Here is a 21,673-nt window from a genome sequence, read left to right on the forward strand (position 1 = left end):
CGTATTGAGTTTTATACCTTCAACATGAAGTGTTCGCTATCTCTGATAGTGATAACACTACTAATTACTCGGTGATTCAAACTTAGTGTTGTAAGTAGGCGTTAAGCATCCACATCAGTTTTTCTTGCTCACGGATGTAGTCACCCATCAATGCAGCGGTACCTTCATCCTCAGCATCCCCCGCATTTTGCAGGATCTCACGCTGTTTTAGAAGTAAAACGCTAAAGCCTTGCACCAGACCTTGCACGCACTCCTCACCAGACGTCGCGTTTTGATGCTCTTTGATTTCACTGATTTCCAAGTAATTGCTAAAGGCATGCGCAGGAGTGTGTCCTAACGTCAGAATACGCTCTGCAAGTTCATCAATTTTTGTTTGTAGATCCGTGTAGATCTCTTCAAATTTCACATGGAGTTCGAAGAATTGTTGACCTTTGATGTTCCAGTGGTAGCCACGTGAATTCATGTACAACACTTGGTAATGCGCGAGTAGCTGATTGAGCTGCTGAGCTAGCTGTGCTGATTGTTCATGATCTAGACCAATTAAGCTTACCTGTTTGTTCATCATTTTGCTCCTCGGAGATGGTATCAATCTGCAGTAATGAGCCAATAGTTCACGGTGATTGATACAAAGTTTTAAAAGTGCTTTGCAGTATTTGCTGCCGATAGAGACATACTACGATTCATCTTTAGAGAAGAAAATTTGGTTTTATCTATGACTTAAATAGTTAAATCCAATGAGAGAACGGGTAAGTGTCGCATTATTATCAAACAAAAACTTCATCGAAGTCCTTTCTATTCAAAGCTCCAAGAGAATCCAACCCCGTAGCTCCCGTAAGGATCGCTGTGGTAGTAAGTCTTCACATTGCTATCTCCCAAATCATACTCCGTCACGTAACAATCTGTGCTGCCATGGCCTGCTGACATGCCACTGCCACTGAATGGTCGGCTGGTGGAACCGTAGCAGTCGTGTCCAGCAAACCCTTGTTGGCCGGGTAGGCTAGATGGACTGTCGAGCTTGCTCATCGAGTCGATCAGGTAGTTATTGGCCTCGATGCTTTTTAACAACGCATCATCTGCCATTGCAGAGCAAGAGAACAAAATCATTAAGGTGCTCAAGGCGGAGTGTTTTAGTGACATAGGGACCTCAAATAATCAATGGTTGAGCTAAATTTGATTTATAAGGTAAATGTTAGTGTCGATTAAATCAATAAAAAATTATCGTAAAACGATAATTTTTTATTGTTTATTTATGGTTTGGCCACTAATATACACATGAATTATTTGTTATGAGGCTTACTATGTCGCACCAATCCATTAGTACTTTTAGTCGTAAGTTGCTTATTTTGTTTTGGTTTTCTTTCTTTTTCGTCGCTGCACTTGATACCACTTTATGGTTTAGCGCCACCATGTTTAACGCGCAATGGTTCACCGCAGGCTTCCCTGTTGAGGTGGAGTTACCCTTGTCGGTCACTCGCTCATTGGTCGGGTATATCCCGAGTATGTTCTCTGCATTTTTGACAATGGCGATGCTGTGGCAGTTGATCGTGTTGTTCAGACTCTACGAGCAAGGCCAGATTTTTGAGCAGAAAAATGCCTGCTGTTACAAGAAACTGAGTTACTTATTGATCGCAACTCCTTTTATTGGTGCGTTGAGTGACCTACTGCTTAGCCTCGCTTTATCGTACAATGGCGAGTCTTGGTACTTTTCGGTACAAGTCGATGACGTGGACATCACAATGATGGTAATCGGTCTTATTGTCCGTGTTATCGCGGTGGTAATGGAAAGAGCAGCAGAACTTCAAGAAGAAAGTGAGCTGACGATTTAACGGAACAAATATGGCGATTGTAATCAATCTTGACGTAATGTTAGCCAAACGGAAAATGCGCTCAAATGAGTTAGCAAAACGGGTGGGCATTACCGAGCAAAACTTGTCGATACTGAAAAACGGGCGTGCGAAAGCGGTAAAGCTGGCGACGCTGGAAGCTATCTGCAAGCATCTCGATTGCCAACCCGGGGATATTTTGGAATATGTGCCAAGCACTGAAGAGATAGAATCTCTCTAATTGGTGATGATTCCATTGATAACACAAGGCCAGAGTCAGACTCTGGCCTTGTGTTTTTTGGCTATACCATTTGGTTTTAAAGCTGCTCCATAATCTGCGAGATTTCGTGTTGCCACTGTTTTTGCATCGCTGGTTTTTGATGCTTGGGTTTCCGCCCTAAATCGGCTTCCAGCAAGCTTTCCAGTTCCAACAGTCTTTCCAGAATTTGCTCTTCGGATTGCTCATCGGCGCTTGTTTCGGCTTCAACGACCCCAGCATCGTTTACATGATGCGACATGGCTGATTTGGGAGCAGTATCAGTTACGCGTTGATACACTTCTTCCGCGCTTAAATACTCCGTCAGTAAGCCATTTTCAATAAACCAGAATCGATTACAGCTCTGCTCTATCAGGCTTCGGTCGTGACTCACCAATAAGGCGGCACCCTCGAAGTTTTGCAAAGTTTCAATCAGCTCTTCTTTGCCTTCCATATCCAAATGGTTGGTCGGTTCATCTAAAAACAAAATGTGATAACGAGCGAGGGTTAAGCCCACAAACAGCAGCCTTGCTCGCTCTCCACCACTTAGACTGACGACTTTCTGTTCGTGTCTTGCGTACTCGAATCCTGCACCAATTAGCGAACGTTTTGCCTGTTCACTGCTTATGCTGGCAAACGACTGCAACGCATCTGTGATGGAGTGAGCATCGTCGAGTTGCTTTAGGGATTGATCGTAGTAACCCAAGCGGCAGCGGTCGTGGAAAGTTACACTCTCATGTTGGTTGCCTAGGTCGGTTTGGATGGCTTCATACTGACGATAAAGCAGATTCAACAAAGTCGATTTACCGCAACCATTACTGCCTAGAACAGCAATTCGGTCGCCACTTTTTACGCGCATTTCTGCCATATCAAACAAATGATAATCACTGTTTGGTGGCGTTACCGAGAAAGGCAAAATTTCTAACAGTCGATTTGCTGGCATTGACTCACCTTGAAGTTGTAGCGCCCACGGTGTGCCTTCTGTCAGCTCGGTCTGCTCTTCCTCTAAACGTTCTTTGCGCGCAAACATGGTCTTAGCTTTTCGAGCAAGATCTTCGTTGTCGTAGACTTTGCCCCAAGTAGCTAAACGCTTGGCGCTTTTCTCGATTCGGTCGATCTCTTTCTGCTCGCTGGCATGGCGAAGTTGATCGGTTTCATCTTTCTCTTTCAATGCTTGTCTTGCTTGAGAACAAGGCAAAGAGAAATGATGCAGAGACCGATCTCGCATGACCCAAGTGGTGTTGGTAACGCGGTCGAGTAAGGTTTGATCGTGAGATACCAACACGAATGAGCCTTTCCAGTTTGATAAGAATTGCTCTAACCAAAGGAGCGAGGGCAAGTCCAAGTGGTTACTCGGCTCATCCAGAAGCAGTAAGTCAGGTTGATGGACAATCGCACGTGCAAGCAGGAGTCGCATTTGCTGACCTCCGCTGCAATTCTCAACCGGCATTTGTCGTTCTGTGGTCGAAAATCCTAGTTCATCCAATAAGAGTTCGGCGCGCCAAATCTCATCATCGGATAAAGAGTCTGCTAACGCATCTAAGACAGAATGTCTGTTTAAAGATTCAGGTAAATGCTGCTCAACATAACGCATCAAACATGAACTGGCTTTGGCAACCGTGCCTTGGCTTGGTTCAAATTGACCGCTAAGCAGTTTGAGTAGGGAGCTTTTACCACAGCCGTTATGACCGATAAGACCAATTTTGTCGCCACGATGAATCGTAAACGTCAGATCTTTGAAGATGGGTGTTGCTGTGTGAGAAAGGGTTAGTGATTGTGCAGTTAAAAAAGTACTCATAATGTTCTCAAGAATTTTGGGCGTAAGACGCCATTGTCATAGCTGACAATAATTCTTCGAGCTTGAGGGATAGTACTCGGGACGTGTTTTCGTCGAAAGGTAATTATTCGCTCAAGTCGAGATTATCGCAGCGCGAAATCTGAAACTCTTGAGCGGTCCTTCATGCCATAAAAACGTGGGTTGATTGAACACCACAAAGACATAAATTCCTCCTTAATTTCGTTGTAAGTGTTGCCACTTTTGGTGATTCGATGGGGCTGAGTCTAGCGGCAGATGAACCAATATGCAGCTTAAAGGCTAAATTTTGCCCGCCGGTTCATATTAATCAGAGAATAAGTACTCATTATGTATAAAAAAGCACCGACATTGCGGTGCTTTTGTTTGAGTGCGAAATGGCGCTCAGTATTTTGTTAGCGATTAGAACTTCGCCATAAATGATTTCGTCAGTGGTAGGCGGAAATCTTTGCCCATCATTTCATAAACGTTGAATGTCACCGTGTTCCAGTTTTCTTCAAAGTTGTATTCGAACACGCTGTCACCCGTATCCAAGCTTTGTGTCATGGTCCACTCTGTTGCGTAACTAGACATACCATTGCCGTTGCCAAAGTCTTTGTATGGCGCATCCGCAGGCACACGGTAAGGAACTGTCGACAGCTTCATCATACCGTTGGTGATGCTGGTTGGCTCCGTGAGTTTGCTCATAAAGTAGCTCGCGTGAACAAAGCGACTGTGTGAGTTACCGTTGCCGATGGAGCCATAGTCAGTATCACGACTCGCGTTTTCCCACATTGGTTGAACCTTCTTGCGCATTTCGATGTGTTCCTTCATCGAAGGGTCGTTAGTCATCACCATCGCTTCTTCGCCGCGATAGGTATTCAAGCCGTCTTCATCCATTTCAATCACTAGGCGATCACCGCTCTTATCCGTGACAGACCAGTGAAGTTTGATTTCAACGGGCATGCCTTCCATAGGGATAGTCGCGTATTCCAATGTTGGTAGCGCTTTAACCACGTCATCTACCGTTGCGTAGTTAGCAAGTAGGTATTCAGCGATGGTAAATTGCGTGACTTCTGAACCTGTTTCCGCGTTTTTCATGGTCATATCTGGATAGAACAGCGCGTTGACTTGCATGCCCTCGCTGTTTACACCATCGGCAACCAGTTCACCATAAGCCAGTACCGCAACCATGTCGTATTTCACCGTATAGGTATTGTCTAGACCATTACCTTGAAGCGAACGAACGTCGCCTTTGTTGATCGTACCTAGCACAGGTGAGGTTGATTCCATCCAATCCATCGTTCTAGAAGTGAAAGTGCCCAAGTCGGTATTCCATGCGACTGAGGTACAAGCGTGCGCTACACCAGTAGTAAGAGTGCCAGCAAGAAGGGCCAGGGTGATTGCTTTCAATTTCATAGTAACTCCGATTCATGTTTAGGAACGATTTGGAGTGTACGGTGGAAAACAAAAATACCTAAATCACGTTATGAGTATTCAATCCTCACTTGGAATAGTGTGAGTGTGACTGTGTTCTTTAAACAGTCGAATCAATTCTCGCGTAACAGGGCCTGCTAAGCGGTTGTGTTGCCAAAGGTTGATAGGAAACTGAAGCACGGCATGGAGTTCGTCTATCTCAATGGTCTGTAATTGCTGGGTGGCTAAAAGATCCTCCACGCAATGGGTAGGGACAATTGCCCATCCATCACCTGCGACTAACAGGTTTTTGAGCACATTCACACTTTCAATTTGTTGAGCGAGATTCGATATCGTCAATGTTTGTGCGATGCCAGTATGGTGAAAATCTGCCATCAATAGTTGTCTTGCTCGCTTTAGAGAGGTGAGGTCAACAACCTGATGTTGCTTAATAAATTCGCTGGTGGCACAAACAACAAAAGGAAGATTGAGCAGATAGGTGTAGCTGAATGCTGTCGTGGCATTACCCGTTGGAACGAGCATGACAGCAAGGTCTGCGGCGTCTTGTTCGAACAGCGCTTTCGTTTCGTGATTGTTTTTGTGAAGCCAGTTCACTTTGACTAGCGGAAATTTTTTGCGTATTCCAATCATTACATCTTGAATCAGTTTTCCCGGTACCAATTCACTATGGCAGATAGTAATTTGGCTCTCATTCCCTTGTTCGGTGCTCTGACAAAGACGCTCAAAAGACTTGGTCGTTTCCGCGAGGTTTTTAGCATGTTGATACAGTGCTAAGCCTTCTTCCGTCAATTGAGGATAGCGTGTCGAACGGTCAAACAAGGTCATGTTGATTTCAATTTCGAGGTTGGTGATCACCTGACCAAGCGTCGTGCGATGCTTATTTAATTGTTTTGCTGCTGCGCTAAAGGAGCCACATTCGGCAACAGCGACAAAGGCGGTGACTTGCTCATAACTGATGTGCATGATGGTTTGGTCCTACAAAAGTGTCTTATTCAAACCTAATGTAAGACGCAAACAGAGTCCAGATAGAGAAGAACAAGTTGTGATGAGTTTACTTATCTCAACACTCGCTCAACTTGCTCAATAACATACGAATCTTCTAGCGCTTTACCCAACATCAATTGATGGTTCAGTAGTCCTAGCATAAGGGTATAAAGCGATTCTTTGTGTTGCGCTGAAACGTAATTTTCTAGCATCGTCATGTACTTTTGATTCGCAAGTAACATGCATGGATCGGTAGCTAAGTTTTCTTGCCCAATCACATCAATGTAATCAGAGACAAGCTTCATTTCTTGGAAGAAACGCGGAGCCATTTGCTGGAAGATCAATACGAAGTTTTCGACTTGTTGCTCTGTATTCGCTTCACTTGAGTTTAGTCTGTCTGCTAGCACTTCTGCATCAAAGTTGACGATGGCCTCTGTTGCGGCTTTGAACAGTTCATCCTTACTTTTGTAATAGTGATAAACCGCACTTTTGCTCATTCCTAACTGTTCGCACAGTTGTCTCATACCAATATTTTTGTAACCGAACTCAAGGAACACTTCAGTTGCTTTTAAGGCAATTTCTCTACGTCTGCTTTCATGATCGACGATCTTCGGCATGGTTTTCTTCTCAGCTTTTGTTAGCGCAATGCCCCGCAGTATAACACAAGGTCCTTTATTTAGACCGAGTGGACAAAAAAATCTTTACCTAGCTCTTAAACCGTACTAATTTAAAAAGACCATCTGGTCTAAATAAGGTTTGACATGAAAACGCTTCCTAGGATTTTAATTGCAGGCTCTACTGGATATTTAGGTTCGCATATTGTTGAGCTACTGACGTCTGAGCAGGTCGAATTTAAAGCGTTGGCGAGAAACAAAACTAAACTCCTTGCGATGGGCTTACAAGAGTCGCAGGTAGTAGAAGCTCAGGTGACTCACCCCGATGAGATAAAAGGTGTTTGTGACGGTGTCGATGTTGTTATCTCATGCTTGGGCATTACTCGCCAACAAGATGGATTAGGCTATTTGGATGTCGACTACCAAGCAAATTTGAACTTGCTTGAAGAAGCAGAGCGAGCAGGGGTCGGTAAATTCATTTACATCTCTGCGTTTAATGCTCAGAGATACCCTCAAGTTCGTTTGCTAGAGGCGAAAGAACGCTTTGCGAATCGGCTTTTACAGTCAACAAAATTAACCCCTTGTGTGATTCGCCCGAACGGCTTTTTCTCTGATATTACCGAGGTGTACAACATGGCGAAATCAGGTCGAGTATTTACTTTTGGTGATGGTGACAACTTGCTTAATCCCATTCACGGAAAAGATTTGGCGAGATTTTGTGTAGAAGCGATTGAGCGCAATGACACAGAATTAGATGTTGGTGGCCCAGATGTTTTGTCTGTCAATGATATTGCTCGGCTCGCGTTCAAATCTCAAAGTAAAGCGGAGAAAATTACGCACCTACCGGACATTCTGCGCAGAGTCGGGTTGTCGTTAGTGCGTCACTTGCCGGAGAAATTTGGCGGTCCTGCCGAGTTTTTCTTGACGATGTTGGGGCGCGATAGCATCGCTCCTACATATGGCGTTCACACGCTTGATGATTACTTTAATGCGCTTTCTAGCTGTGAGTAAGTTTGGGTGGGGAATCGTTAGCTTAAACTACAAAGGCACTGCAGAATCACAGTGCCTGTAGGTTCTCTAGCTAGTTAAATCGCTTTTACCCCCATATTAAACAGGGTAAAGCTGTACATATCGGCATAAAGGTCGATCACCTTGCTGGTCGGGGTGCCCGCGCCATGGCCAGCGTCGGTTTCGATTCGAATCAACCTAGGTTGTTGACCAAACTGCTTAGATTGCAATTCTGCGGCAAACTTATAAGAGTGGGCTGGTACAACGCGGTCATCGTGATCACCGGTGGTAATCATTGTTGCCGGGTATTCAACCCCCGCTTTCACGTTGTGCACAGGAGAGTAGTTTTTCAAATACTCGAACATCTCTTTGTTTTGATCGGCGGTGCCGTAGTCATACGCCCAGCCAGCACCTGCGGTAAACGTATGGTAGCGAAGCATATCCAGTACCCCCACCGCTGGTAGAGCCACTTTGAACAGCTCTGGACGCTGCGTCATTGCGGCGCCAACGAGGAGTCCGCCATTGGAACCTCCGTGAATGGCGAGTTTGTCTGACGAAGTGTAACTTTCATCAATCAGGTATTCTGCCGCGGCAATGAAATCATCAAATACGTTTTGCTTTTGTAGTTGTGTGCCTGCATTGTGCCACGCTTTGCCATACTCGCCGCCACCACGAAGGTTGGCTACCGCGTAGATACCGCCAAGCTCTAACCACGCTGCGCGGCTTGGGCTAAAGCCAGGGGTTAAGCTGACGTTAAAGCCGCCGTAGCCATACAGAATGGTTGGTGCTGTGCCATTGAGTTTGATGCCTTTTTTGTAGGTCAAAATCATTGGTACTTTGGTGCCATCTTTCGAGGTGTAGAAGACTTGCTTAGACTCAAACAGATCGGAGTCGAATGGCGCCGCTGACTCATGATAAACGCTGCTCTCGCCCGTTTTGATGTTCAGCTTGTAGGTTGTGCCCGGCATCTTGTAGTTGGTAAAGGTGTAGTAAAGCTCGCTTTCGTGCTCTTTAGCGCCAAAGCCGTGAGCGCTACCGATGTCAGGCAGAGCAATATCGCGAATGAATTTGCCATCCATGTCGTATTGTTTGACTTGTGAAGTCGCATCTACCATGTATTGCGCAAACAAATTGCCACCTGCGGTGGAGACGTTGAGCACGTGCTTGGTTTCTGCGATCACGTCTTGCCACTGCTCAGGTTGCGGCTTGGCAAGATTGAACTTCGCAACACGCATATTTGGTGCGTCGAGGTTGGTCTCGACGTATAGGGTGTCACCTTGCGAGTCGATGATCCAAGTGTCTGAATCGGTATGATCCAACACAGTAACGAGCTCGCTATCTGGCTTGGTTAAGTCTTTCACGTAGAGTTTGTTGCCCGACGTCGATTCCATCGCGCCTATCACCAAGTAGCGACCATCTTCAGTGGTGTATCCTGCCACGTAGCGATGTTTCTCTTGATCTGTGCCACCGAATACAAGCGTATCTTCACTTTGCTTGGTGCCCAGTTTGTGGAAGTAGAGCTTGTGTTGATCGGTTTTTGCTGATAGCTCACTGCCTTCTGGTTTATCGTAACTTGAGTAGTAAAAACCTTCGTTGTTGAGCCAGCTAATGCCGCTGAACTTTACATCAACCAAGGTTTCACCAATCTGTTGTTTGGTTTCTGTGTCGAGCACAATCACTTTGCGCCAGTCACTGCCGCCCTCAGATATGCTGTACGCGAACAGAGAGCCGTCTTTAGAAAAACTTGTTCCACCCAGCGAGGTTGTGCCTTCTTCGCTAAACGTATTTGGGTCAAGGAAGACTTCAGGCTCGCCGTCGCCAAGCTGGCGATACAGAACATCTTGATTCTGAAGACCATCATTTTTGTAGAAGTAGGTGTATTTCCCTTCTTTGAAAGGGCTGCCCACTTTTTCATAGTCCATCAACTGGGTAAGGCGTTTCTCGATTTGGTCGCGAAACGGAATTTGGCCGAGATAGTCGTTGGTGACTTTGTTCTGAGCTTCAACCCAGCCTGCGGTCTCTGCGCTGCGGTCGTCTTCCAACCAACGGTAAGGATCTTTGACGGGAGTGCCAAAGTATTCGTCCACCACGTCCACTGTTTTGGTGTTCGGATATTGTATTGTCATCTGCTGTACCTGTTGTTGTTCGGTTTGATTTGCAAGTGCGGTTGGTATGCTTCCGCCAAGTAAGACTGAGGTCGCCAGAGCTAAGGCCTTTAAATGCATAGCCTTTCCTTTTGCTGATGGATTTTATAAATAGGAATGAGACTCTACTACATTTCACTGCTTAGAGGCGAATTGTATGGTGAAGTTCTCTGGACTCTGTGAAAAAAGCCGAAAAAACAACGAGAACATTGACCAATTAGGTATCGAAATGTATCGACCTCCTGTTTTGCAAAGAATTGAGTAAGCAACGCAATGAGTAGGTGCTTACTCGCTTATATTCTATGTCTTATTTGGCTTGCTGCATTTCCACCAAACCGCCCGCGTTGTGAAGGTTGGTAAAGCCTTGTGATTGAAGATAACGGAAGGCTTGACCAGAGCGATTACCACTGCGGCAATACAGTACAATCTGGGTATCTTTGTCGATGTTGGCAAAGTGTTTGTCCAGCTCTGACAGCGGGTAGTTCTTGGCGTTATCTAAGTGGCCAGCGGCAAATTCCTGAGGTGTGCGGACATCAACAATCACTGCGCCTTGTTCAATCCACTCCCAACCGATATCAGCCCGCTCTGATGCCACCACCGATGGCGCAACAAAACTCAAGCTCAAACAAGTCAATACAATAGCAATTTGGTTTTTCATTCTTCTTAGTACCCTTTTGGCAACGGTCTGACACTGATTATACGTGCTGTTAGGTTGGGGCGATGAGGGGAGGATCTAACTCTGCTGCTTCAATATCCGTTGTTACTGAAATTTCGATTATTAACTTTAATTACAACGATAAATATTTTTTATCAAAATTGACCCTTGAACTTGTTTTTCGTGACCCTATTTATTTTACCGAAAGCGAGTTGACCCATTCGCAAATCAATCAATTGTCTAACCCTGTCTTTTATTTTTGGTACTAAGTAGGAGGCACTTCAATATGAAAATTCGTCCTTTAAATGACAAGCTGCTTGTTGAACGACAAGAAGTGGAAAACAAATCTGAAGGGGGGATTGTTCTCACTTCCCAATCTGTCAAAAAGTCCAACCGAGGCAAAGTTATTGCCGCGGGCCTAGGTAAACGTCTTGAAAATGGTGAGCGCGCTGCGATGGAAGTTAAGGTTGGCGACCACATCATCTTTAATGACGGATACGGTGTGAAAACCGAAAAGATAGATGGGACCGAATATTTAATTCTGTCGGAATCTGATGTGTTAGCTATCGTCGAGTAATGGTTTTTGGTCGTTTTAAGGAGATAAATCATGGCTGCTAAAGAAGTCTTATTTGCGAATGACGCACGTCAAAAGATGCTTACAGGGGTTAACCTGCTTGCCGATGCCGTAAAGGTGACGCTTGGGCCGAAAGGTCGCAATGTGGTGCTGGATAAATCGTTCGGCTCGCCGACCATCACCAAAGATGGTGTTTCGGTTGCTAAAGAGATCGAGCTAAAAGATAAGTTTGAAAACATGGGTGCGCAGATGGTCAAGCAGGTGGCATCCAAAGCGAACGATGAAGCAGGCGATGGCACCACAACGGCCACGGTATTGGCGCAAGCGTTTATTAACGAAGGGCTTAAAGCGGTCGCATCGGGCATGAATCCGATGGATCTAAAACGCGGTATCGATAAAGCAACCGAAGCGGCAGTAAGCAAGTTGCGGGATATGTCGAAACCATGCAGTGATAAAGAATCGATCACGCAAGTGGGCAGTATTTCCGCTAACAGCGATCGAGCGATTGGTGAAATCATTGCTGAGGCGATGGAAAAGGTGGGGCGTAATGGCGTTATCACCGTTGAAGAAGGTCAAGGCCTAGATAATGAACTGTCCGTGGTCGAAGGTATGCAGTTTGACCGTGGCTATCTATCGCCATACTTTATTACCAACCAAGATAGCGGTACTGTCGAGCTCGACAATCCTTACATCCTGTTAGTGGATAAAAAAGTCAGCAATATTCGTGAACTGCTCCCTGTGTTGGAAGCAGTGGCTCAGGCATCTCGCTCGCTATTAATCATCGCGGAAGATATTGAAGGCGAAGCGCTTGCGACATTGGTTGTGAACAACATGCGTGGCATCGTTCGTGCGAGTGCGGTGAAGGCGCCTGGCTTTGGTGATAACCGTAAAGCGATGATGGAAGATATTGCTGTCCTTACTGCGGGCACGGTGATTTCTGAAGACCTCGGCCTAGAGCTTGAGAAAACAACGCTTGAACAACTGGGTTCGGCGAAGAAAGTGACCATCACAAAAGACGCGACCACCATTGTGGGCGGCGCTGCAGAGGCGAGCACCATTGCTGACAGGGTCGCATCGATTGAGAAGCAAATCGAAGCAACCACCTCTCAATACGACAAAGACAAGTTGCAACAGCGCATTGCGAAACTGTCTGGTGGCGTTGCGGTGATCAAGATTGGTGCTGCGACCGAAGTCGAGATGAAAGAGAAGAAAGATCGTGTTGATGATGCGCTTCATGCGACCAGAGCGGCGGTTGAAGAGGGCATTGTCGCTGGTGGCGGTGTAGCTCTGACCAAAATTGCGAAAGAGCTTTCTGATCTGCGCGGTGACAACGACGATCAAAATATGGGGATTCGTGTGGCGATTCGTGCCATGGAAGAGCCATTGCGTCAGATTGCCATCAACGCAGGTGATGAAGCGTCTGTGGTTGCCAATGCGGTTAAAGCGGGTGATGCCGAATACGGCTACAACGCTGCGACTGGTGAATATGGCAATATGATTGACATGGGCATCCTTGACCCAGCCAAAGTGACGCGTTCAGCATTGCAATTCGCCGCATCGGTTGCAGGTCTAATGATCACTACTGAGGCAATGGTGTCGGATTTGGTAGAAGACAAAGAACACGATAAGTAATGGTCTTACTTAAATAATATAAGTCTTTGAGCCTACAGTTAGCGGGCTTGTAAACCCGCTAACTTACCGTGTTGAGGTGAGTGTTATGGTCCGTTTACCCGCGTTTTCGTTCTCAATATCAGGTCGTGGTGAAGCGTCATCTGATTGGCCGGCTTCACTGAATTTCCCTCTCGTTCCATCCGGGCAGGAGTTCTCGATTATGGGAGCCTTGCCACGTAAGCCGACCGTGATGATTTTCACGATTGATCTGTCACAGGTATTGCGACAAAGCGCGCCGTCTCGGGTCATTCACTAGTTTGAGCAGCCAACCGATGTTGGCTGCTTTTTTTAGTTCTCATATCCAATGGCGTTCTAGCTTCATCAACATCTCATCTATGTACTATAACTATAAGATTCCTAGATGGTTTTCGGTAAGAGGTTTCGATGAGTGTGGCGATTCAAGATCAGATCCCCAACAACCACTGCTACGGCTGCGGAACTTTGAACGAGCAGGGCTTGCAAATCAAAAGTTATTGGCAATCTGACAGCGAAGCAAACTGCAGTTTTACTCCCTCTCATCATCATTGTGCTGGCCCCACCCACTTTCTAAACGGTGGGATCATTTCCACCATTATTGACTGTCATTGTGTGTGTATGGCGATCGCGAAAGGTTACGAGTTGCAGGGGCAAATGGTAGGCATTGGTGCTCCGGTTTGGTATGCGACAGGCAGTCTTGAGGTTTCTTTCTTAAAACCCGTTTCTATTCATCATCCCGTTCAGCTCGTGGCTCGCGTTTTAGAAGCCTCAGATAAGAAGATCACCATAGAATGCGAACTCTACTCGCAATCGCAAGTCTGTTGCCGAGCTAATGTGGTGGCGGTAAGAGTTCCGAATTCGTGGTTTGAGTCTTCTTTAGATACTAAGTAATTAGATTTGAACCATTATTTGGTGCGGTTTGCCACACAATTTCATTCAACTCAAGTGGATATAGCGACAATTTTGTTTTTAAGGTGACGCTCATTAGACCGTCAGTTATATTAGCTGTATCGAAAATGAGAGCGACGTGAACTGCAGTGCTTAACAACGGATTTGAAAAGTGGCTTGGGATAAGCCGCACGGATGAAAGCTACCGAGAGAGCTTATTTGTCTTCTCAGCTTTGACGGTATTGTCTTCCATATTGGGATTGCTTGCTCTATACAATATCTTCTATATCCCTAGCCTTCTGTTGGCGGCGATTGAGATAACGGGTTTGGGATTGTGCTTGATGGCTTATTTCTGGTTGTGGCGCAATCGAAGTGTCAAAATTGCCGCAACCATTATGGTCTCGGTCATGACATCGGTGAGTTTGTTATTTATTGTCAGCTCAGGGCACAACGAATTTGCGCTGGCCTTTGCTTTTTTAACACCGGTTGTTGCCGTGTTTGTATTGGGTTACAAAATAGGGTCTGTATACAGCTTGGTCAACTTTGCGGTTGTCGCATACATCTGCTTAATTGATATGCATAACTGGCCACCAATTCCTTTTGACACGATCAGTTTTATTCATCTGACCATCGTGTATTTGTTTCTATTCTCGATAGCCTACTTTTATGACTCTGGCCGACGAAAAACCATGGCTTTGCTTCGGGAATCGAATCGACAATTGCAAATTCTGTCGCACACCGACATGTTAACGCAGCTGTTTAATCGTCGCCATATGGAGGCTTTGCTCCTTGAACCGAAAAAGGTGCGTTGGGTAGCCATCATCGACGTGGACGATTTTAAGCGCATCAATGATGACTATGGCCATGACGTTGGCGATCAAGTTTTAGTCCAAACTGCCCGTATTTTAGAGCAGCAGACCGACTCCGTAGGTCAAGTCGGTCGATGGGGTGGTGAAGAGTTTTTGATCGCATTTGAAGTGGAAGATTGCGCGCTAGTTGAGCGTTACGTGCGGGCAATTCATGCTGCGGTAGAGGGCAATGATTTTGGTTTAGGGCGCCCAGTAACGATCAGTTGTGGATTAGCACTCCATCAGGATTCGAGTCAAACAGCAACGTTTCGTCGTGCTGATGAAGCGCTCTATCAAGCCAAAACGTCAGGCAAAAACTGTTATCGTCTTGCGGAATAGGTTTAAATTTCGCCGAACATACGGGGTGAAATCACAACACATGCATTACTCTATCGAGCCAATCGGGTATGTGGTTGCGATACCAAGTGATGTATTTTTCTTTATCGGAGTTGTCGCGGCTGACTAGAATGTTGACAACTTCAATGATGATCCAACACTTCGCGATGACAAGGTGTCTTTCAAGCTCTTGTTTCGTCAACAACGTGCTGTATTGAGTATATTGCCGAATGATCTCTCTATAATCTTCTAAGGTCCCAAGGCCAGCAACTAAGGGAGCGAGATCGATAGCAGGGCTTCCCTTCCCGAATCATTCCCAATCGAACAACACAAGGTCACCGTTGGCTCTTGTCCCCCAGTTCCCGTCATTGGTATCACCAGATATTAGGTTTGGCTGCTGAAATAAGCATGACGACAGCTGTTGTATCTCGATAACTTTCGACGCGTGGTGCTCTGGAAGGCGTAATACATTGAGAGCGTCTTCCGTCGCTTCTGTTGTCCATTGGTGCGTTTTAACAGGAAACGGGGGCGAATAGTTGGAGTGATGAAGGCTCGCCAGCTGAGAGAACAGCTCCCTAGGCTTTGAGCGTAGAGCAGTTAAAGATATTGGGTTGGGCACCCGCTCAATATAGAGATCTTTCTCATCAAGTTTAACTAGAGCTGGAATGTTTACGCCAGTCAGATGTGGAGCGGCGGTTTGATAAAGATTGATTTCCACTTCAGAAGCGCCACGTTTTCGGATGCACTCGACGCCGTCAATCATCTCAATAGAGACTCTGGCTGCACCCATTCGAGATAAATCTTGATTGTTCATAGGTATCCTTATTGTCGCGCTGGATATCGCTCTCTGTCGTATTGAGTGATAAGCGAATATAACAGATTTTTTTAACGTAAGCGGGTGCTTATTTTTCAATAGGTACGATTGCGATTGAAGGGGGGGCTTGCACATGAATGTTGTTATGGCCGGCATTCGCGGTACAATTGCGAACTCCACACGACGGGCAATAAACCATGCTATTTAACAACAATATTGACGATATGCTGCGCTATTTGGATCGTTTCTGCAAGGAAACACAGATGATTGAAGTGGACAGTGTCTCGGATGAACAACTCAATTTAGCGCTTGATTTTCTAACGCTCGCCCATAAGCTCCGGTGCGATATTTACGCGACCAGTAATCGCAGCTGTTCACACTTTGTTGGTGTTGGCGTGTTTGCTCTCTCACAAGAACGCGCACCACAAGGCAATTTGTTCCTCAAGGTTGAGAGTAATAACCTCTACCTTGCTTTTGAACTTGAAGACTGCAACGATGAGACGCTCTTAACGCCGTTGCGAGTGATTGATGCCTTGATGTATCTGGCCGAAAGTCAGGGAGAGGCTCTGCTTCCGGAAGACTACGTCCAGTAGCTACCTTTCCATGATTGCCGTTCTCAAACTTGAGCGATTGTCTCCCCTGAAATTAGGCTAGCTGTTGTGAGTCTCTCGATAAGTTTTTGGTAGATGCTCAGCTAAAAAGTCCATCAGTACACGAATTTTCTTATTGTGTTGAACGTCTCGGTGACACGCTAGGTACAGGGGAAGTTTGGGGATGTCGATGCCAACCTTGATCTCTTGCAAGCCGAGCTCTTCACACAAGTGTTTATGCGAGACCGCAATGCCGCCGTGATTTCGGGCTAATTCTAGATGCATTGGCATAAAATCGGTGCGAAAGAGAAATTGTTCATTGCGGATTTGCCAACCCAACTCTTGCCCACCTTTCTCAAATTGTCGGTCTCGGTCATAGCCGATAATTCGGTGTTGAAATAGCGCTTGAGCGTTATCTGGCGTGCCATTGACGCGCAAATAGTCGTTGCTTGCGAAAAAGCCCAAAGGGATGTCAAACAGACGTCGACAGATTAAGTCTTGCTGTGTGGGTGGAAACATTCTAATTGCCACGTCCGCATCACGCTTATCCAGACTGCTGACTTGATTACTGACTTCCACTTCGAGTGACACTTCTGGGTAGGTATCCATGAAAAGAGGCAAAATCTTAGGCAGATAATGCAGCGCTATCAGTTCGTTTGCTGCCAGTCGAATTCGTCCACTCAGTGATGTTGCTTGCCCCGCCGCAAGACGCGCTAAACGCTCTGCGCTGGCTTGCATGTTGCGGCACTCTTCCAATAAGCTTTCGCCAAATCCAGTCAGTGTTAAGCCTTGCGTACTGCGATCGAATAGGGGTTGTCCAAGGCGCTTTTCCATAAGCTGTAGTTGCCTGCTCAGGGTTGGCTGAGAGACGTCTAACCAAGTTGCCGCTTGGCTGAGACTGCCGTGCTCGGCGATCGCCAGAAAGTAGTGCCACCATTGCCAATTGCTATTCATTTTTGCATATCCACTAGTAATTAATACGGCTTTATTATTCCCAGGTGAATCTTAGAATAGTGTTATCGACTGGAGGGAACAAGATGAAAACTGCACTAATTTTAGGAATATCTGGTAATTTTGGCGCGCAGATGGCAATGGCCTTGCATGAGGAAAACTGGCAAATACGAGCGTTAGTCCGAGATAAATCGAAAGCGCCAAATTGGGTCTCGTCAGAGAATGTTTGGCTGGGTGATGCCAGTGATGAGAAGGCTGTTGAGCAAGCGGCGGCTGGCGTTGACTTGATTGTTTACGGCGTTAATCCCACTTTTGACCGTTGGCCACAAGATGCGCTTAGGCTGTTAGAACCATCGGTTCGAGTTGCGGAAAAGCACAATCTGCGCTTGCTGTTTCCTGGCAACGTATACAACTTCGCCCCAAGTTCTGAGCCAATCACAGAGGATACCTCGATGTCCCCTGTTACAGAGAAAGGCGTTATCCGCGTGAACATGGAGCAGAGGCTTCGTTTGGCGAGTCAGCAAGGAGCAAGTACTACCATTGTGCGGGCTGGGGATTACATTGGGCCAAAGACACAGCTCGGTTGGCTCGATGCCATCTTAAAGCAAAAACAGGATCGCGCTACGATGCAGTTTCCTCATGATGAGCAGCATGAGCATTTCTGGTGTTATCTTCCTGACTTTTGCGCAAATACTGCGAAGCTGATGTCGCTCCCACAATCGCGTTTTGAAGTCTGGCATGACGAAGGATTAACACTGAGTCAAAAGGATTGGCAGCAGGCTTTTCTTGCCAATGGTCAGTTGCTCAAAACAACGCGCTTTTCTTGGTGGTTGCTAAAAGTCATTGGTCTGTTTAAGCCGGTAATTGGCGAAGTGGTTAAGATGCGATATTTGTGGCAACAACCAGTAATTTTGAGTGGTAAAAAGATGAGAAAGGCGCTTGGGGAGAATTTCCAGTCCACACCGCTTTCCGAGATATTACTCACGCTACAAACGGGGCAATAGGCTCAAACTCGGCTCACTTACCACGTCATACGTAGACTTTCACAGCGTAATCAAAAAGCCCACGGAAAAGCGCCAGCGTTTCCGTGGGAGGAAAGGGGAGAAAGGCAGTAGGAGCCGAATTACAACTTATCTGCCGAGACTGTTTTAATGGTCGGCCAGTTGCTGTCGGCATCTTGAATGAAGCCTTGGGTATCTTCTAACCAGCGTTTCTGGACGCTTTTATCAAGATTCAAATAGAGTTTTCCATCTTCCACTTTCCACGCTTGTGGGTCGGTTTCAAACTTCTTACCCATTGCTACGCCAAATGCACAGTAGCCACCGTATTGCGGTGCATACGCTTGTGGATCGGCTTTAAACTGATCTCGGTTTTCACTACTCGCGAAATGGTAAATGGCATTTTTGTATGTGGCGGTAAATTGTGGATTACCTTGAACGGCGCCTTCTTCGGTGAAGTAAGCGACAGGGTCATAGCCTTTAATGGCAAGATCGTTCGCGTCTACGCTCATATCGATATCCGCTGCCATCAGTGAAAAGCTAGTACCGAGCAACGCTGTCATCAGCGTCAATTTTTTTCCGGTAGATTTGGTGTGAGACATAACAAGCTCCTTGTCTGTATGAGTTATCTCTGATGAATAAATTAGCCGACCTCTCCGGTCTGTAGAGGGACTAAAAACCGAAAAACTGCGCGAATCGTCCGGAGGTTACATGGATTTGCTTTCTCAGTTGATGGAACATTTTTCAATACGCACAGGCGTGTTTCATTCGGGGCGTCTGTGCGGCATCTCCTCATTCAAAGATCGCAGTATCAATCAGGGCCATCTGCATGTGTTAAATGCGGGTCACTTAAAACTGGTTAACGGCGAGGGGACAGCCCAGCTCTTTACCCAGCCTTGTGTCATTTATCTGCCGAGTAGTGCCCCCCACACGATTGAAGCGGTTGGAGAAGGTGTAGAGTTGGTCTGCGCCAATGTGGAGTATCGAGCGGGGAAAATGAACCCCTTGTTGTCTGCGTTACCGGAATTGATCGTCATTCCCTTTGAGTCTGCGCCGAGTTTAACGTCGGTTGTCGATATGTTGTTTACAGAGTCAGACAGCGCGAGCGTAGGTCAGCAGTTTTTAATGGATACATTGAGCGATACGCTGATGGCGCTGATCTTCCGCTATCTTATTGAGGCACAAAAAATCGAACGAGGGCTGTTTTCCGCATTGGCGCATCCGCGTCTAGAGCCGGTTGTGAGTGCAGTGCATCAGCTTCCTGCTCGTCATTTTCAAATTGCAGAGATGGCTGCATTAGCCGCCATGTCTCGCAGTCAGTTTACGGAGACATTTAAACAAGCGGTAGGAGAGACGCCAGGGGAGTACGTTCAGAAATGGCGAATCTCGGTGGCTCAGTCCTTGCTGCTACAAAGTAAGCCTCTCAACTGGGTGGCCGATGAAGTGGGGTATAGCAGCTACTCGGGTTTTGCGCGAGCGTTTCAGCAGGTTTGTGGTGTGTCGCCCAGACAATGGTTGCAAGATAGAGCGGGCTAGTGTGCTTGCTTTTTGGGATAGGGGCTTTCTGCTATATTTGGCGAGTTGTGCTGTGCTTTATTCCATTTCGGCTCGCAGGGTTATGTTACTGCTAAAGTTTGATTAATGGAAAATTACGCCATTTAAACGTTTACTTTAAGTGAGTGGCATGAAAAAGGTGGACTTTGCGAAGGTGTTGTTCCATCCTGCCGCTCCTAATTCATTCAACCTAATCAATGAGACGAAGTGCCTGCTGAACATTTAATCAGCCTCCCGTATCTCATTAAGTAGTAAGGAGTTCAACTTGAACCTATTTGTAAGAGATCTTACCGTTATCGATTCTTCATACATCTGTGAAACCAGAGGGGTCGTAGGAGATAGTTGGATTTTAGACGTCACCATGTCTGGTGAACTTAATGAGATGAGTATGGTGCTGGACTTTGGTCGCGTTAAAAAGCAGATCAAGCATCTGGTGGATGAATTTGTCGATCACCGTCTGCTTGTGCCTATGCAAAGCACAGCCATTGTGCTCCAACCAAGCAAAGCGGGCTATGCAACGCTCGATGTACTGCGCGGAGAGAAAAGCCTTCACCTTCATTGCCCAAATGAAGCCTACTGCTTAATTGACTCTGACAAGATTACGATCGAGAGCATTACCAAGCATGTGTATGACATCCTTCGTGACAACCTGCCAAGCAACGTGACTGGTATCGAGATTACTCTACGCCATGAGAATATCGACGGGGCGTTTTATCACTATACCCATGGTCTGAAAAAGCACGATGGTAACTGCCAGCGTATTGCTCACGGTCACCGCTCACCAGTAGAAATTTTGGTGGATGGTCAACGTGACAGCGAGCGAGAAGCGGCGTTTGCCCAGCGTTGGGAAGACATTTATTTAGGATCAGAAGAGGACGTAGTGACGCTGGATACGCTGAATCTAAGTGATAACGCTAGCGCCATTACTGATGAGAGTCATTATGGCTTTCGCTATACCGCGCCTCAAGGCGAATTTGAGTTAGCCATTGCAAAGATTGAAACCGAGATTCTGCCGACAGATACAACCGTTGAGCTGCTCGCAGGCTATATTGCTGATCAGGTTAAACCGACTTTAGACGCCGGGCAATCTTTGCAAATCATCGCCTATGAAGGTGTTGGTAAAGGTGCAATGGCTTTTCGTTAAGTTTTCTTGATTGATACAAAAGTACTGAAAAGGGTAAGTGATTCGTCACTTACCCTTTTTTAATCAAGATAGTCAGGCGTGTTGAGATAGGTACCGCACTTAGTACATTTGTAATCACCACTTGCTGCTCCTTCCATTAACGCACTGGCGATAGCGTAAAACAGGCCGGACAAAAAGCCTCGGGTCGCGGTTTCATTGGCAGGTTGCTCTTGACTAAACGCATGGTATTTATGCTGAGTGACTGTCTTACAGTTGCAGCAAAAAGCGCCCATCTCATCTGGGCCATAAGAGTATTTCAAAGTCTTTTTTCCAAGAGCTAACTAGCGAAGGGAATATAAGGTGACATGTTTCTCTGCCACATCATTGTTAGGTAAGATTGTCATTGATGGTCTTCTTACCACACTTCTCGCAGATGCTATGCCGCGAGAAGTCATCCATTGTTGCCTCAAATGCGCCCACTGCAGCGCTCTTAATAAAGCCGCTGAAGAAGTCTTTGATTTTATTTGCTTTGGGCTCATCTCGGACGAGTACCACAATGTGATTGGTGCTCATATCACAGTGCGAGCAATATTGCGTTTCATTATTTGTCAGCATTCGGCATCCAACTTTATTACCT

The 21,673-nt window shown here is 46.2% G+C and carries 24 protein-coding genes and 1 pseudogene; 12 read left to right on the forward strand and 13 right to left on the reverse strand.

The features are described from left to right. Positions 1 to 82 precede the first annotated feature (82 nt). Positions 83 to 562, reverse strand: coding sequence for a Dps family protein (locus ACUALS_RS14715; RefSeq protein ID WP_038188048.1), 480 nt, complete (start codon positions 560 to 562; stop codon positions 83 to 85). Between the two features lie 230 nt (positions 563 to 792). Beyond that, the gene (locus ACUALS_RS14720; RefSeq protein ID WP_038135457.1) at positions 793 to 1,137 is read right to left on the reverse strand and encodes a hypothetical protein; all 345 of its coding nucleotides are present in this window, start codon (positions 1,135 to 1,137) and stop codon (positions 793 to 795) included. A 161-nt stretch (positions 1,138 to 1,298) separates the two neighbouring features. On the opposite strand from ACUALS_RS14720, the gene ACUALS_RS14725 reads away from it, so the two are divergent. Both ACUALS_RS14725 and ACUALS_RS14730 read left to right on the forward strand, forming a co-directional pair. Then, positions 1,299 to 1,826 (forward strand): DUF2975 domain-containing protein, encoded by a 528-nt coding sequence (locus tag ACUALS_RS14725; RefSeq protein WP_038135453.1) that lies wholly within the window; start codon positions 1,299 to 1,301, stop codon positions 1,824 to 1,826. A 10-nt stretch (positions 1,827 to 1,836) separates the two neighbouring features. Beyond that, a complete protein-coding gene (locus ACUALS_RS14730; protein ID WP_005469338.1) occupies positions 1,837 to 2,064 on the forward strand; it encodes a helix-turn-helix domain-containing protein in 228 nt (75 codons plus the stop codon). Positions 2,065 to 2,140: 76 nt separating this feature from the next. Here the strand turns inward: ACUALS_RS14730 and ACUALS_RS14735 are convergent, their stop codons facing one another. The 4 genes from ACUALS_RS14735 to ACUALS_RS14750 form a co-directional block, all read right to left on the reverse strand. Continuing rightward, a complete protein-coding gene (locus tag ACUALS_RS14735) occupies positions 2,141 to 3,877 on the reverse strand; it encodes an ABC-F family ATP-binding cassette domain-containing protein (protein WP_454449700.1) in 1,737 nt (578 codons plus the stop codon). Positions 3,878 to 4,294: 417 nt separating this feature from the next. Continuing rightward, positions 4,295 to 5,290: a linear amide C-N hydrolase gene (locus ACUALS_RS14740; RefSeq protein ID WP_454449701.1), complete on the reverse strand. Its 996-nt coding sequence runs from the start codon at positions 5,288 to 5,290 to the stop codon at positions 4,295 to 4,297. 78 nt (positions 5,291 to 5,368) lie between these two features. Continuing rightward, positions 5,369 to 6,271, reverse strand: a complete 903-nt coding sequence (locus ACUALS_RS14745) for a LysR family transcriptional regulator (RefSeq protein WP_454449702.1) — start codon at positions 6,269 to 6,271, stop codon at positions 5,369 to 5,371. 92 nt (positions 6,272 to 6,363) lie between these two features. Continuing rightward, a complete protein-coding gene (locus ACUALS_RS14750) occupies positions 6,364 to 6,909 on the reverse strand; it encodes a TetR/AcrR family transcriptional regulator (RefSeq protein ID WP_454449703.1) in 546 nt (181 codons plus the stop codon). Between the two features lie 144 nt (positions 6,910 to 7,053). Here ACUALS_RS14750 and ACUALS_RS14755 point away from each other — a divergent pair, with 144 nt between their 5' ends. Continuing rightward, a complete protein-coding gene (locus ACUALS_RS14755; RefSeq protein WP_454449704.1) occupies positions 7,054 to 7,917 on the forward strand; it encodes an SDR family oxidoreductase in 864 nt (287 codons plus the stop codon). 74 nt (positions 7,918 to 7,991) lie between these two features. Here the strand turns inward: ACUALS_RS14755 and ACUALS_RS14760 are convergent, their stop codons facing one another. Next, a complete protein-coding gene (locus tag ACUALS_RS14760; RefSeq protein WP_454449705.1) occupies positions 7,992 to 10,139 on the reverse strand; it encodes a prolyl oligopeptidase family serine peptidase in 2,148 nt (715 codons plus the stop codon). Positions 10,140 to 10,365: 226 nt separating this feature from the next. After that, complete coding sequence (locus ACUALS_RS14765) at positions 10,366 to 10,716, reverse strand: rhodanese-like domain-containing protein (protein WP_038135447.1); 351 nt, start codon at positions 10,714 to 10,716, stop codon at positions 10,366 to 10,368. A gap of 283 nt (positions 10,717 to 10,999) precedes the next feature. On the opposite strand from ACUALS_RS14765, the gene ACUALS_RS14770 reads away from it, so the two are divergent. The 5 genes from ACUALS_RS14770 (at position 11,000) to ACUALS_RS14790 (ending at position 15,009) form a co-directional block, all read left to right on the forward strand. Further along, on the forward strand, positions 11,000 to 11,290 hold the full coding sequence (locus tag ACUALS_RS14770; RefSeq protein WP_454449706.1) for a co-chaperone GroES: 291 nt from the start codon (positions 11,000 to 11,002) through the stop codon (positions 11,288 to 11,290). Positions 11,291 to 11,320: 30 nt separating this feature from the next. Then, positions 11,321 to 12,919 carry a chaperonin GroEL gene (gene groL, locus ACUALS_RS14775; RefSeq protein WP_039624867.1) on the forward strand — a complete coding sequence of 533 codons (1,599 nt, stop codon included), beginning with the start codon at positions 11,321 to 11,323 and terminating at the stop codon, positions 12,917 to 12,919. An 85-nt stretch (positions 12,920 to 13,004) separates the two neighbouring features. After that, positions 13,005 to 13,214: a hypothetical protein gene (locus ACUALS_RS14780; protein ID WP_072039089.1), complete on the forward strand. Its 210-nt coding sequence runs from the start codon at positions 13,005 to 13,007 to the stop codon at positions 13,212 to 13,214. Positions 13,215 to 13,342: 128 nt separating this feature from the next. After that, on the forward strand, positions 13,343 to 13,825 hold the full coding sequence (locus tag ACUALS_RS14785; RefSeq protein ID WP_454449707.1) for a PaaI family thioesterase: 483 nt from the start codon (positions 13,343 to 13,345) through the stop codon (positions 13,823 to 13,825). 146 nt (positions 13,826 to 13,971) lie between these two features. Beyond that, complete coding sequence (locus tag ACUALS_RS14790) at positions 13,972 to 15,009, forward strand: GGDEF domain-containing protein (RefSeq protein ID WP_331399914.1); 1,038 nt, start codon at positions 13,972 to 13,974, stop codon at positions 15,007 to 15,009. A gap of 31 nt (positions 15,010 to 15,040) precedes the next feature. Here ACUALS_RS14790 and ACUALS_RS14795 read toward each other — a convergent pair. Then, a pseudogene (locus ACUALS_RS14795) lies at positions 15,041 to 15,820 on the reverse strand (phosphotransferase family protein). A gap of 197 nt (positions 15,821 to 16,017) precedes the next feature. Between ACUALS_RS14795 and ACUALS_RS14800 the strand changes: the two are divergent. Beyond that, positions 16,018 to 16,413: a hypothetical protein gene (locus ACUALS_RS14800; RefSeq protein ID WP_038135438.1), complete on the forward strand. Its 396-nt coding sequence runs from the start codon at positions 16,018 to 16,020 to the stop codon at positions 16,411 to 16,413. A 57-nt stretch (positions 16,414 to 16,470) separates the two neighbouring features. Here the strand turns inward: ACUALS_RS14800 and ACUALS_RS14805 are convergent, their stop codons facing one another. Beyond that, positions 16,471 to 17,364 (reverse strand): LysR family transcriptional regulator, encoded by an 894-nt coding sequence (locus ACUALS_RS14805; protein ID WP_454449708.1) that lies wholly within the window; start codon positions 17,362 to 17,364, stop codon positions 16,471 to 16,473. Positions 17,365 to 17,447: 83 nt separating this feature from the next. Here ACUALS_RS14805 and ACUALS_RS14810 point away from each other — a divergent pair, with 83 nt between their 5' ends. After that, complete coding sequence (locus tag ACUALS_RS14810; protein ID WP_454449709.1) at positions 17,448 to 18,365, forward strand: NAD(P)H-binding protein; 918 nt, start codon at positions 17,448 to 17,450, stop codon at positions 18,363 to 18,365. A 119-nt stretch (positions 18,366 to 18,484) separates the two neighbouring features. On the opposite strand, the gene ACUALS_RS14815 is transcribed toward ACUALS_RS14810, so the two are convergent. Continuing rightward, a complete protein-coding gene (locus tag ACUALS_RS14815; protein WP_454449710.1) occupies positions 18,485 to 18,961 on the reverse strand; it encodes a YHS domain-containing (seleno)protein in 477 nt (158 codons plus the stop codon). Positions 18,962 to 19,070: 109 nt separating this feature from the next. Between ACUALS_RS14815 and ACUALS_RS14820 the strand changes: the two genes are divergently transcribed. Together ACUALS_RS14820 and ACUALS_RS14825 are read left to right on the forward strand one after the other, a co-directional pair. Next, a complete protein-coding gene (locus ACUALS_RS14820) occupies positions 19,071 to 19,895 on the forward strand; it encodes an AraC family transcriptional regulator (RefSeq protein WP_038188076.1) in 825 nt (274 codons plus the stop codon). A gap of 283 nt (positions 19,896 to 20,178) precedes the next feature. Continuing rightward, positions 20,179 to 21,057 carry a 6-pyruvoyl trahydropterin synthase family protein gene (locus ACUALS_RS14825; RefSeq protein ID WP_454449711.1) on the forward strand — a complete coding sequence of 293 codons (879 nt, stop codon included), beginning with the start codon at positions 20,179 to 20,181 and terminating at the stop codon, positions 21,055 to 21,057. Positions 21,058 to 21,116: 59 nt separating this feature from the next. Here the strand turns inward: ACUALS_RS14825 and ACUALS_RS14830 are convergent, their stop codons facing one another. After that, positions 21,117 to 21,329, reverse strand: coding sequence for a hypothetical protein (locus ACUALS_RS14830; protein WP_038212745.1), 213 nt, complete (start codon positions 21,327 to 21,329; stop codon positions 21,117 to 21,119). Positions 21,330 to 21,423: 94 nt separating this feature from the next. After that, positions 21,424 to 21,651, reverse strand: coding sequence for a hypothetical protein (locus ACUALS_RS14835; RefSeq protein WP_038212151.1), 228 nt, complete (start codon positions 21,649 to 21,651; stop codon positions 21,424 to 21,426). Between the last annotated feature and the right edge of the window lie 22 nt (positions 21,652 to 21,673).

The sequence above is a fragment of the Vibrio sp. NH-7 genome (assembly GCF_053643215.1).

Excerpts from the sequence above, each read along its gene's own strand:
- ACUALS_RS14715 (WP_038188048.1), bottom strand. The coding sequence starts at position 562 with ATGAACAAACAGGTAAGCTTAATTGGTCTAGATCATGAACAATCAGCA.
- ACUALS_RS14720 (WP_038135457.1), bottom strand. The coding sequence starts at position 1,137 with ATGTCACTAAAACACTCCGCCTTGAGCACCTTAATGATTTTGTTCTCT.
- ACUALS_RS14725 (WP_038135453.1), top strand. The coding sequence starts at position 1,299 with ATGTCGCACCAATCCATTAGTACTTTTAGTCGTAAGTTGCTTATTTTG.
- ACUALS_RS14730 (WP_005469338.1), top strand. The coding sequence starts at position 1,837 with ATGGCGATTGTAATCAATCTTGACGTAATGTTAGCCAAACGGAAAATG.
- ACUALS_RS14735 (WP_454449700.1), bottom strand. The coding sequence starts at position 3,877 with ATGAGTACTTTTTTAACTGCACAATCACTAACCCTTTCTCACACAGCA.
- ACUALS_RS14740 (WP_454449701.1), bottom strand. The coding sequence starts at position 5,290 with ATGAAATTGAAAGCAATCACCCTGGCCCTTCTTGCTGGCACTCTTACT.
- ACUALS_RS14745 (WP_454449702.1), bottom strand. The coding sequence starts at position 6,271 with ATGCACATCAGTTATGAGCAAGTCACCGCCTTTGTCGCTGTTGCCGAA.
- ACUALS_RS14750 (WP_454449703.1), bottom strand. The coding sequence starts at position 6,909 with ATGCCGAAGATCGTCGATCATGAAAGCAGACGTAGAGAAATTGCCTTA.
- ACUALS_RS14755 (WP_454449704.1), top strand. The coding sequence starts at position 7,054 with ATGAAAACGCTTCCTAGGATTTTAATTGCAGGCTCTACTGGATATTTA.
- ACUALS_RS14760 (WP_454449705.1), bottom strand. The coding sequence starts at position 10,139 with ATGCATTTAAAGGCCTTAGCTCTGGCGACCTCAGTCTTACTTGGCGGA.
- ACUALS_RS14765 (WP_038135447.1), bottom strand. The coding sequence starts at position 10,716 with ATGAAAAACCAAATTGCTATTGTATTGACTTGTTTGAGCTTGAGTTTT.
- ACUALS_RS14770 (WP_454449706.1), top strand. The coding sequence starts at position 11,000 with ATGAAAATTCGTCCTTTAAATGACAAGCTGCTTGTTGAACGACAAGAA.
- groL (WP_039624867.1), top strand. The coding sequence starts at position 11,321 with ATGGCTGCTAAAGAAGTCTTATTTGCGAATGACGCACGTCAAAAGATG.
- ACUALS_RS14780 (WP_072039089.1), top strand. The coding sequence starts at position 13,005 with ATGGTCCGTTTACCCGCGTTTTCGTTCTCAATATCAGGTCGTGGTGAA.
- ACUALS_RS14785 (WP_454449707.1), top strand. The coding sequence starts at position 13,343 with ATGAGTGTGGCGATTCAAGATCAGATCCCCAACAACCACTGCTACGGC.
- ACUALS_RS14800 (WP_038135438.1), top strand. The coding sequence starts at position 16,018 with ATGCTATTTAACAACAATATTGACGATATGCTGCGCTATTTGGATCGT.
- ACUALS_RS14805 (WP_454449708.1), bottom strand. The coding sequence starts at position 17,364 with ATGAATAGCAATTGGCAATGGTGGCACTACTTTCTGGCGATCGCCGAG.
- ACUALS_RS14810 (WP_454449709.1), top strand. The coding sequence starts at position 17,448 with ATGAAAACTGCACTAATTTTAGGAATATCTGGTAATTTTGGCGCGCAG.
- ACUALS_RS14815 (WP_454449710.1), bottom strand. The coding sequence starts at position 18,961 with ATGTCTCACACCAAATCTACCGGAAAAAAATTGACGCTGATGACAGCG.
- ACUALS_RS14820 (WP_038188076.1), top strand. The coding sequence starts at position 19,071 with ATGGATTTGCTTTCTCAGTTGATGGAACATTTTTCAATACGCACAGGC.
- ACUALS_RS14830 (WP_038212745.1), bottom strand. The coding sequence starts at position 21,329 with ATGGGCGCTTTTTGCTGCAACTGTAAGACAGTCACTCAGCATAAATAC.
- ACUALS_RS14835 (WP_038212151.1), bottom strand. The coding sequence starts at position 21,651 with ATGCTGACAAATAATGAAACGCAATATTGCTCGCACTGTGATATGAGC.